Source organism: Flagellimonas yonaguniensis, from assembly GCF_029193885.1.
Classification (GTDB): Bacteria; Bacteroidota; Bacteroidia; order Flavobacteriales; family Flavobacteriaceae; genus Flagellimonas; species Flagellimonas yonaguniensis.
In genome coordinates this window covers 1-9,516 of the sequence record NZ_JARFVB010000029.1, presented here as the reverse complement: position 1 = coordinate 9,516, position 9,516 = coordinate 1, and the positions used below count along the sequence as shown (strand labels likewise).

The window sequence follows — 9,516 nt, the reverse complement described above, 5'->3', positions numbered from 1 at the left end:
ACACAAATAACTCTGCTTTTAAGGCTTTGGCCAGCTTAGTTCTGTCCGATAAAGAAATTAGTGTATCACTATACCTGGTTAAATAAATATCCAAAGGCTTTTTCATTTCATTATTCAGCTTCAAAATCGCATTTGCAATGGACAAAACCACATCCTTTTCTTGAATGCCTTTTATGCCGATTGCACCAGAATCTTTTCCGCCGTGTCCAACGTCAATTATTATTCGCTTTTGAGCACTCGATTCTTGTCCAAAAATGAAACACATTTTTAGAACCAAAATCACAAAACTGACGTTTTTAAGCACTTTTTTCATTTTCACTTTTCGGGTTATCAACAACTTCCCTTCAAAATACCATAGGATTTGATGTCAAATAACAGCAACGGAATTCAAACAATATCAAATAATATTTTATCCACAAATATTTGATTTTCAGTTATTTATATTCAAATATATGTAAATTTCAATAAACGAAAATGAACCAAAAATTTAATCCGTTCCGTTATGAAAAAATCACTCTATTTAGCATCCATTCTTTCGCTCTTATCCACTTCGCTTTTTGCTCAAATTGGTGGTATTGAAGATTCAGTTAATGATGTTGGCGATACCATCAGAACCATATTCCCAATTTTATTAGGTGTCATCTTCTTGGTGGGCTTCCTATTTAATGCAGGACATTTCTTCGGCGAAAATGCCGACCTCAAAAAGGGGATAACCAGAGTTCTTGTGTTTGTACTTATTGCAGGTGCAGTAGTAGGCATCTTCTCTTACTTAATAGGAATCGTAGTATAGATGAAGCGGTTCGAGGTCTATAAAAACATCAGGAAACGGGCGGTCATTTTTGGGCTGCCCATTTCCCTGTTTGCCTTAATGATGGTTTCCATTTTGGCTTCGTTGCTCATCATCATCTTCTCTTTCAGCTTTGGGATAATAATAGGTGTGTTGGTATTCAATGCTTCCCTATATGTGGCTTTGACGAGAATAACCCACAATCCACAACTATTCCAAATGGCCAAAGCTTTTCCAAAAATTATCAGTAACAAAAGAAATTCTGGCTTCGATTATGAACAAGATTAACCTTTCGGCATATCAACCCATTGTAGATATTCAAGACAATATCGTATTTGCCAATAATGGTAATGTGGTCTTGTGCTATAAAGGAAATCTACCTGAAATCTATTCGTTATCTGAAAAGGATTTTGAGGATATGCACGGTGCTTGGTTTCAGGCATTAAAGTCATTACCGGTTGGTACTGTGGTTCACAAACAGGATATCTACTTGAAGAAGTCTTATTCTTCAGAACAACTTCCGAATTCAACCTTTCTGGAAAAGGCTACCCACGAACATTTTAAAGGTCGTGGGCATATCGAGCACAGCTGTTATTTGTTCTTCATCTTGACTAAAAATAAGGCGCTCAACAATCCTAAATATGTCAACCCTTTCAGAAAAGTTTCAAAGGGAATCGTACAGGAACTGGATGACAATATTAAGAGTTTCGCAAACTCGGTAAGTGATTCCGTTTCCTTCATCAACAATAGCCGAAAGATGGATTTTGTTTCGCTTAAAGCGGAAGAGATACAGCAACTGACAAGCAGTTATTTCAATGGCTTCAATGAAGGTTACGATACGGATATTTTACTTGATAAGAAAAGCGTCAATATTGGCGAAAACCATTTTGATGCCCTTGCCATCAACAGCGAACTGTGCTTTGGCGAAAGTGTACAGAGTAGCAAGACCAATGAGAAATTCACTTCTGACGATTTTGTATTTCATCAAGGGTTTATTGATGGCTTAGGGCTTACGCTAAACGAGAACCACATTGTCAATCAAATCCTATATCTCGATGACAAACAGAAGTGGCGCAAGCTACTGGATAAAAAGATTGAAGAACTCAATAAAAGTTCAAATTTCGGTTCACAGAATAAAGTGGTTTTAGGGAAAATTCAGCACATCCTTGACCAAATCAATGCCGATGATAATGCCCGAATCATTCGTGGTCATTTGAACATAGTGTATTGGGCAAAGGAAGCCAAAGAGCTCGACAAAATAACTTCAAAAATCAAAACCGAATTTAAGGAATTGGATATCATACCATACTATCCAAGAGGCGAAGAACGCAAGAATTACATCCTTAATAGTTACTGCTGTTTCTCTTCCAATTTCTCAAACAATGATTTATACGTAACCGATTTAAAACACGCTTTGTGCCTGTTCATCAATAACACCAATTACAAAAGCGATAACACCGGAATCATCTTCAACGACCGTGAGCATAATATTCCTGTTCTGAAGGATGTTTGGGATGAAAAGAAGAAACGAATAAAGGCACGGAACTTCGCCATCTTCGCACCAACAGGTGAAGGAAAATCCTTTTTGGCCAATAACATTCTACGTCAGTATTTTGAAAGTGGTGTTCGCTTGGTCATTATCGACTTAGGTGGTTCTTACACCAAGTTTGCCAAACTCTATCCTGAAAAATACACGGTGCTTCGCTACGAAAGCGGCAAAAACTTAGGTATCAATCCCTTTTACATAAGTGATGCGAATGACCTGACACCTGAGCGGCTGGAAGATCTATCCGTTTTTTTGTTTGAACTTTTCGCTTCAGATTTAAAAGTGACCAAAGCACAATCAGTATCGGTCAAAAAGATACTGCGCCATTATTACGATAGCACTTCAGAAAATCACTCGTTGGATGGTTTTTACAGCTTTATAGAAAGGAATCAGAACGACCTTCTGAGCACCTTAAAAATCCATCCCGACTATTTCAATGTCACGAGCTTCTTGCACGTAATGTCCGAATATGTCGGCGATGGTCTATATAGTTTCCTGTTTGAAGTAAGCGAAGACCAGACCTATAAAATTGAAGATAAGCAATTGATTGTTTTTGAACTGGATGAAGTAAAAGATAACAAGGAAATCCTGTCCGTAATGCTCAAGCTCATCAAATCAGCTATTCAAAGAACCATCTGGAAGAACCGTGCTGAAAAGGGAATCATCCTCTTTGACGAGTTCGCCAAGCAACTGAAGTTTGAAAACGTGTTGGAAAGCGTGGAATTCTACTATCAAGCCATTCGTAAACAGAATGGTGCGATTGGGATTATTCTGCAATCCATAAATCAACTTCCGAACAATTCGACTTCTGCGAGTATTCTCGAAAATACCCAAGTCATTTATAGTCTGAACAATGAAAAAGGCTATGACGAATTGGTCAAACGCCTCAACCTATCCAGCCACGACCTGAACCAATTAAAATCCATCAAAAACAACCTTTCCGGACCACGCAAGTACACCGAAATGTTTATCAAGATAGGTAGGGAAAGTAACATTTTCCGCTTAGAAGTCCCGAAAGAAGTTTATGCAGCCTACCTAACCGACGGACAGGAAAACGAGGAAATAATGAAGCTCTACAACGAGCATCACGATATGCAAAAAGCAATAATTCAATTCACATCTAAAACACAATAATATGAAGACAAAAATCAAAATTTTAGTAACGACAGTAGCCCTTACCTTATTTATGTCGGGCAATGCTACTGCACAAGGAATGCCCACTTATGACAATACCAATTTTATCAGCTTGGTAAAACAACTGATAGAATCTGGCAAGCAAACGGCTCAAATGATTAAGTCTGTAAAATTCCTGAAAGATGCAAAAGAGGCAATAGAGAAAGTATCAAGCGTTGTTGAGCAACTGAGAGCAGTTGAGGAAATTGGACAGAACAATCAGCGCCTTATCAACGTAATGCAAAATGATTTACAGGATATTTTGAATTCGCCCTACATCAAACCCGATGAAGTTTCAAGGGTTGTGGAATCGTTTGACGCCATAGTACAAAACTCATTGGACACAGTAGATTTTATTGATGAAGTCCTATCCAGCGATTACCTAAAAATGAGCGATGCCGAACGTGCTGAAATTCTTAAAGCAAAAGAGCAGGAATCCAAGCAAATGGTTTCCAACATCACTACAAAAACAAAACGCTATCGTGATATTATTTCCTTCAGAAAAATGCAGGATAAAGTCAATAATAGAGAAACCGAATACTAAAAATGACGGCGACCATTCTCTTAGGAATTGGGCTGGAATATATAGATACCGTTTTCCAGACCATACAGGCCAGCGACTTTTCGCAATACACGATTGCGGGAATGAAAACGCTCGCTGTCCTGTTCTTTCTGGTCAACATCCTCAAAAAATACAATGAAGGCATTGCAAATAAGGATGGTTACACTTGGGGATTGAGTCCAGGCGAACTGGCAAAGAATTTTGCCATTGTCATTTTGGTCATTTTCTCAACACAAGTATTAGGATTTTTCGATGGTATATTAGTTGCCATTGAAGGACAATATCGAGGAACTGCACCAGCCTTATTGCCATTACAAATGCAGGATATTCCCATAGAAGAAGATGTAAGTATCATCGAGGTTGCACAAGCTGCTATGACATTATTATATGAAGCCTTGGTCACACCGCTTTACGGATTCAAAATATTTGCATTCATCATTAGCTTGTTCCTCTGGATATTAGATTTGTTCATTTATCCATTGTTTTTGGCAGAACGCTTTTTTCTACTCGGAATAATGCAAACTTTTTTTCCCTTGGTCATTAGCCTTGCAGTCTTTGAAAAGTTCCGTTCGTTAGCTTATACATTCTTCAAGCTTTATGCTGCGGTCTATATGTTAGTACCTGCCTTCTTTTTAGTAAATGTTTTTGTGAATGCACTATACACGGAAATCAACACCAATTTTTGGGTCAATTTGTTTGGAACCGATACAGGTCAAGGCTTTTTTGCACCAGTTGTTCAGCTTGGGTCGGTTGGATTTATTGTTTTCCTGAAATTCAAGCTATACAAACGTGCCACGTCCTTTACACTCAGACTCTTTACCAACTAAATCCATTCAGAATGAAAACACCATATAAGAATATTTACAACGTCCTAAAACTGAATCGGTTTATCGTTTTGGCGGTTGTTGTGTGTGCGTTGCTGTCCAGTACATTTTCAGTTTGGATGGTATTCAACACCAATCAAAAAGCGCTCAATAGCGCCTTTGCCATCAATACCGATGGCAGTATAATTCCGCTGAAGCTCGTGACCCAGAAAGAAAATTTTCGGGTTGAAGCTTTAGCACATTTGGATCTGTTCCATAACTACTTTTATAACATCGATGCCAGCAACTACGAACGAAACTTGGAAAAGGCATTGTGGTTGGGCAATAGTTCCGTGGACAATCTCTACCGCCAGAAAAAAGCCGATGGTGTTTACAACAGATTGCTTCAGTATTCCTTAGTTCAAAAAGTTCTGAGTATCGATTCACGGATATCTGAAAATAATGGCTCGTATGGTTTTACAACGACTACCATTTTTGAAATCAATAGAGGCACAATCATCGACACTTACGAATTGGTTTCCACCGGAAACTTGATTATGGTTGACCGAAACTTTCCCAACAATCCACACGGACTTTTGATTACCAACTATTTCGAGAACACTCTAAAAAAACTAAACGATGAAAGTTGAAAGCCGATAATCGGCACTTAAAAACTCACTCTTATGAAAGTAGAAAAAAACAAGATAGTATTTGCAGCGATATTGGCCGTGATTTTCATATTCCTTATTTCCTATTCGGTAATGGTAATGGGCGATGATGAAAGTGAAACTGAAAATCTTAAGCAGACCTTAGTGCCAGATTTGGAAGAAGACCAAAAAGAGTACGATTCCAAACTGGATGCGATTAACGATTTGAAAAAAGTACGTGAAAACAATGCGCCCAGCATCTATGATGAAAAGTTGATTGATTCCTTGGGATTTTACGACCCAGATCTTCCGGAACGCGAAAAAGAGCGTATCGTAGATAGCATCTATGAAGCGGGTAAGATTCAATATTCAGAAAAGCGATACCAAAACTTGGGACAGAAAAGAACTGTTCGCAAAGCGATACCAACAATCGATTCTGCTGAAGTAAAAAGGGAACAAAAAATTCAAGCGAAAGAACTGGGCTTGGAACATCAATTGTTCTTCGCTGCTGCGCCTAAACCCAATGAAGTTTCAATCATAGGTAATACAGACGAGACTATTTATGTAGTCGTCGATGGCGACCAAGTTGTAAAAGCAAACACCAGATTACGAATGCGCCTGACCAAATCGGCAACAATAAACGGTAAAGAAATGCCTAAGAACACACCTGTATTTGGATTTATAAGCTTTCAGCCTAATCGGGCGCTTATTGAAATTGAAAACATAAAGCATCATCCCACAAAACTTAAAGCTTTTGATTTATCTGATGGAAGCGAAGGCATCTACGTACAGAATAATTTTAGGGCAGAAGCCACCACCGAAGTCTTGGACGATATTATTGGCGACATCAACATACCCACAGTACCGCAGGTGGGTGGTGTTACAAAGGTGCTTAGGCGTAGCAACCGAAATGTAAAAGTTACGGTACTGAACAATTATAAACTCATTCTAAAACCCAAGTTATGAGCCCATAATGGGCAATTAAAATTTCACTCTTATGAAAAATTCAATTATAATAATAGTCCTTGTGTTTATTTCCGCTTTCGCAAAAGTAAAAGCACAAACCACTCATTTACTCGACACCATTTATGCAAACGACACCAAGAACGTTGCGCTATTCTTCCCAGAACCCATACGGCAAGGCATAACCGGTTCAGATAATTTTGTATTTACCTACAACCGTGAAAAAGAACAGTATTTTGGGCTTCTTCAAGCAACCCCTGGAAAGGAAAGTAATTTACTGGTAGTCAATAGAAATGGTTCGATTTTTTCGTATATTGTAAGGTATAAAAAACAGCTTTCTAAGCTCAATTATTTCATTCCGCTATCCAATAGTATCGGTAATGAAAAGCCGATTGTAAAGAATTCGGTTCTTGTTGAATCTTCTGAAGAACTTGTAGATAACAGCACCTATTATTACCAGAAATTCTGCTCATATCTTCTCAATAGAAAACAGCGCATAGCGCGAATCAAGAAACGAAACGAAGGTATTATCTTGACCGTAGAGAACATTGTTTTTGATAAGGATGAACTCTATTTCGTTATCGAGATTGAAAATAATTCTACGTTAGACTACGATTTGAATTTCTTGAACCTGTCTATTGAAACGAGACAAAAAGGGAAAAGAAAATCGTTGCAACGACTATATCAAGAACCGATATATAAACATAATCTGCCGTCCAAAATCAAGGAAAATGAAATGGCTCGATTTGTTTATGTGTTGCCCAAATTTTCATTATCCGATGACCGCAGGGCAATTTTGGAATTGAATGAAAAAGATGGCGAACGAAACATTGAAATGAAATTATCGCATAGATATATCAATAACCCAAATTAGTACTGTTATGAAAAAATTAGTCATTTGCTCGCTCGTATTGTTGTTCCTTTCTTGTTCAGAAAGCACAACAAAATCCCCTTCTGAAACTGCCAAAGTTGTTGCGTCAAGCTTTTTCTCAAAAGATGAATCAGCCTTAAAAAAGCATACCACTTCTGAAGGCTATGCCAGTTTGATTACTGTACAGAATATGATGCCAGATTCTGATAAAGATATCAAGGTAGAAATTTTAGACGAAGCCGTTGATGGCGAACTTGCCTGGGTAAAATACAGCACGACCTATGATGGAAAAACAGGCATTTTTAAACTGACTAAAGAAAACGGTCAATGGAAAGTGACCAGTAAAGGACCAAGAGAAAAAGGACCTTTTTAAAAGACTTTTTTTAATTTTTATCGAGATTGATTTCCCAATAACCTCTTGTATCGCCTTGACGCGTTAAAAATCCTTTATTTTTGATAGCTGCAATATGCTTACCAACAGCAGATTCATTAATACCCAAAGCTTCAGCTATTTCATTATAGGTTATGGAAGGATTAGCCGCAATAAGTTTAAGAACTTCTTTTTGTCTTTTAGTTAGAGCTTCAGTCGCATCAATTACACCACCTATTGCACCACCTTTTTGACCACCCATTAGACCACCTATTTGACCACCTATTACACTACCCTAATTTTATCCAAAACTCGACTTTGATGTAGTGTTAGCTTATGCGAATTGTAAATGTGTATCGCTTTTAGCATTGGCTTTTTATTCTTCTTCATTTGATGTTTCCGTATTTTCAGTCAATGAGAATCCTTTTTTTCTGAACCAATTTTCGCTTATTTGGTTATTATCACTTTTTGGTAATGGTTTTGCTTCGTGAACCTTAAATGTTGTCGGAAGATTTACTGAATGTCCAAAAATCAAGGCGTGTTGGGTTGGAATAGAAGGCATTCTTCTCAAAATTGTTTCGGAAATATGTGGCGTAATTTGTCGAATGTGTGAAAGGTCTTCAGGATTTTGTATTCTGTGGACAATGAAATTGCTACATTGGGATAATACTGTTTTGGATAATTCACTTGGTCTTTGTGATGAAACTAAAAGTAATAATCCAAATTTTCTACCTTCTTTCGCTATTGAATCAAAAATTTTATTCGCTTTAAGGAATGTACCCCTTGGGCTTCTTGAAATATATCTATGTGCTTCTTCCAAAATTAGATTTACTGGGTATGAATTTCTTGGTTTTATACCCTTAACGCTTTCATAAATAATTCGAGAAATAACACAAGATATTACTTCCACAATTTCATCTTCTACTGCACTTATATCAATAATTATGATTTGACTGGTTTTTGATTTTTGAGCTTCTATTTCATTTAGTCCAATCAACGTGTTTTTATACTCACTTATATTACCATCATCGATTTTTAAAAAATTAAAATCCGTTCTGTCTTTAATACTTTTTACTCTAGTGATTAATGAAGAGCAATAGTCTCTAATATGTCTATTTCCGTGTGCTTCTTCATATAAAAGTGCTAAATCGAGAGCATCTTCTATAATGTCAAATGTGAATTTTTGATACTTTTCATAAGAAGGCATTTGAAATTTTTCTTGAATAAAAACTGATAATCCGTCTTCGTTAGTTTGCTCAAGAAAGTAGTGTAGTTGCTCCGTACCAACTATAATTCCAAAATGCACAAATAAGCAATTTCTTATATTTAATGTATAGGATTGATTCCCGATATATATAGTGTCGTGTTCTCTACCATCTTGGTCTGTAAAAGTAAATTCTGTAGTTAATGATATTTCGGGTGTATTGAATTTTTGAAGTATTGACAATATTCTGTCCGATTTTGACGGACTACTGGTTTCATCCCTTAAAATCTCACTAATACAAGTTGCTAGAATATGATTCTTTATTTCATTAACATTTTCTCCAATTGAAAATATTGATGCTAAACCCAGTGCGTTCCTTAATATTGGTATTTGAGTTTTTTCTGTTGCTTGAAGAAGTAAAGCCCATTCGTCAATACTCAAAAACCAATGAGGTAATGTGAATTGGAAACGCCGGACATAGTATACCACCCTCGCCGGGTTAAAGTGACCATAGCTGGCCGGACGAAAGTGACCCACCCCCGCCGGGCCAAAGTGACCCACCTTTAGATTAGATCTATCTGTAAAAAGTC

At 37.2% G+C, this 9,516-nt stretch carries 12 protein-coding genes; 9 read left to right on the top strand and 3 right to left on the bottom strand.

Annotated features, from left to right (window positions below):
- Window positions 1-313, bottom strand: a 313-nt coding sequence (locus PY092_RS19400) for an N-acetylmuramoyl-L-alanine amidase family protein (protein ID WP_275617391.1), incomplete at its 3' end; no start/stop codon positions are given.
- Between the two features lie 189 nt (window positions 314-502).
- Between PY092_RS19400 and PY092_RS19395 the strand changes: the two genes are divergently transcribed.
- The 9 genes from PY092_RS19395 to PY092_RS19355 are packed head-to-tail and all read left to right on the top strand — an operon-like array spanning window position 503 to window position 7,725.
- Window positions 503-790 (top strand): hypothetical protein, encoded by a 288-nt coding sequence (locus tag PY092_RS19395; protein ID WP_272635494.1) that lies wholly within the window; start codon window positions 503-505, stop codon window positions 788-790.
- On the top strand, window positions 791-1,075 hold the full coding sequence (locus tag PY092_RS19390) for a hypothetical protein (RefSeq protein WP_272635495.1): 285 nt from the start codon (window positions 791-793) through the stop codon (window positions 1,073-1,075). It abuts the gene before it with no gap.
- Complete coding sequence (locus tag PY092_RS19385; protein ID WP_275617390.1) at window positions 1,062-3,467, top strand: TraG family conjugative transposon ATPase; 2,406 nt, start codon at window positions 1,062-1,064, stop codon at window positions 3,465-3,467. The genes PY092_RS19390 and PY092_RS19385 overlap by 14 nt, the downstream gene beginning before the upstream one ends.
- A gap of 1 nt (window position 3,468) precedes the next feature.
- Window positions 3,469-4,050: a conjugal transfer protein gene (locus PY092_RS19380; RefSeq protein ID WP_275617389.1), complete on the top strand. Its 582-nt coding sequence runs from the start codon at window positions 3,469-3,471 to the stop codon at window positions 4,048-4,050.
- Between the two features lie 2 nt (window positions 4,051-4,052).
- On the top strand, window positions 4,053-4,895 hold the full coding sequence (locus PY092_RS19375) for a hypothetical protein (RefSeq protein ID WP_275617388.1): 843 nt from the start codon (window positions 4,053-4,055) through the stop codon (window positions 4,893-4,895).
- Between the two features lie 11 nt (window positions 4,896-4,906).
- Window positions 4,907-5,521 carry a conjugal transfer protein TraK gene (locus PY092_RS19370; protein ID WP_179241121.1) on the top strand — a complete coding sequence of 205 codons (615 nt, stop codon included), beginning with the start codon at window positions 4,907-4,909 and terminating at the stop codon, window positions 5,519-5,521.
- 33 nt (window positions 5,522-5,554) lie between these two features.
- Complete coding sequence (gene traM / locus PY092_RS19365; protein ID WP_179241122.1) at window positions 5,555-6,484, top strand: conjugative transposon protein TraM; 930 nt, start codon at window positions 5,555-5,557, stop codon at window positions 6,482-6,484.
- Window positions 6,485-6,515: 31 nt separating this feature from the next.
- Window positions 6,516-7,355 carry a DUF4138 domain-containing protein gene (locus PY092_RS19360; RefSeq protein WP_179241123.1) on the top strand — a complete coding sequence of 280 codons (840 nt, stop codon included), beginning with the start codon at window positions 6,516-6,518 and terminating at the stop codon, window positions 7,353-7,355.
- Window positions 7,356-7,362: 7 nt separating this feature from the next.
- Window positions 7,363-7,725 carry a hypothetical protein gene (locus PY092_RS19355; RefSeq protein WP_179241124.1) on the top strand — a complete coding sequence of 121 codons (363 nt, stop codon included), beginning with the start codon at window positions 7,363-7,365 and terminating at the stop codon, window positions 7,723-7,725.
- A 10-nt stretch (window positions 7,726-7,735) separates the two neighbouring features.
- Here the strand turns inward: PY092_RS19355 and PY092_RS19350 are convergent, their stop codons facing one another.
- Window positions 7,736-7,984, bottom strand: a complete 249-nt coding sequence (locus tag PY092_RS19350) for a winged helix-turn-helix transcriptional regulator (protein WP_275617387.1) — start codon at window positions 7,982-7,984, stop codon at window positions 7,736-7,738.
- Window positions 7,985-8,098: 114 nt separating this feature from the next.
- The coding region (locus PY092_RS19345; protein ID WP_275617386.1) for an ATP-binding protein at window positions 8,099-9,516 on the bottom strand (1,418 nt) is incomplete at its 5' end.

Bases quoted from the DNA above. Each gene is read 5' to 3' on its own strand.
- PY092_RS19380 (WP_275617389.1), top strand. From the start codon at position 3,469: ATGAAGACAAAAATCAAAATTTTAGTAACGACAGTAGCCCTTACCTTA.
- traM (WP_179241122.1), top strand. From the start codon at position 5,555: ATGAAAGTAGAAAAAAACAAGATAGTATTTGCAGCGATATTGGCCGTG.
- PY092_RS19385 (WP_275617390.1), top strand. From the start codon at position 1,062: ATGAACAAGATTAACCTTTCGGCATATCAACCCATTGTAGATATTCAA.
- PY092_RS19370 (WP_179241121.1), top strand. From the start codon at position 4,907: ATGAAAACACCATATAAGAATATTTACAACGTCCTAAAACTGAATCGG.
- PY092_RS19390 (WP_272635495.1), top strand. From the start codon at position 791: ATGAAGCGGTTCGAGGTCTATAAAAACATCAGGAAACGGGCGGTCATT.
- PY092_RS19395 (WP_272635494.1), top strand. From the start codon at position 503: ATGAAAAAATCACTCTATTTAGCATCCATTCTTTCGCTCTTATCCACT.
- PY092_RS19375 (WP_275617388.1), top strand. From the start codon at position 4,053: ATGACGGCGACCATTCTCTTAGGAATTGGGCTGGAATATATAGATACC.
- PY092_RS19360 (WP_179241123.1), top strand. From the start codon at position 6,516: ATGAAAAATTCAATTATAATAATAGTCCTTGTGTTTATTTCCGCTTTC.
- PY092_RS19355 (WP_179241124.1), top strand. From the start codon at position 7,363: ATGAAAAAATTAGTCATTTGCTCGCTCGTATTGTTGTTCCTTTCTTGT.
- PY092_RS19350 (WP_275617387.1), bottom strand. From the start codon at position 7,984: ATGGGTGGTCAAAAAGGTGGTGCAATAGGTGGTGTAATTGATGCGACT.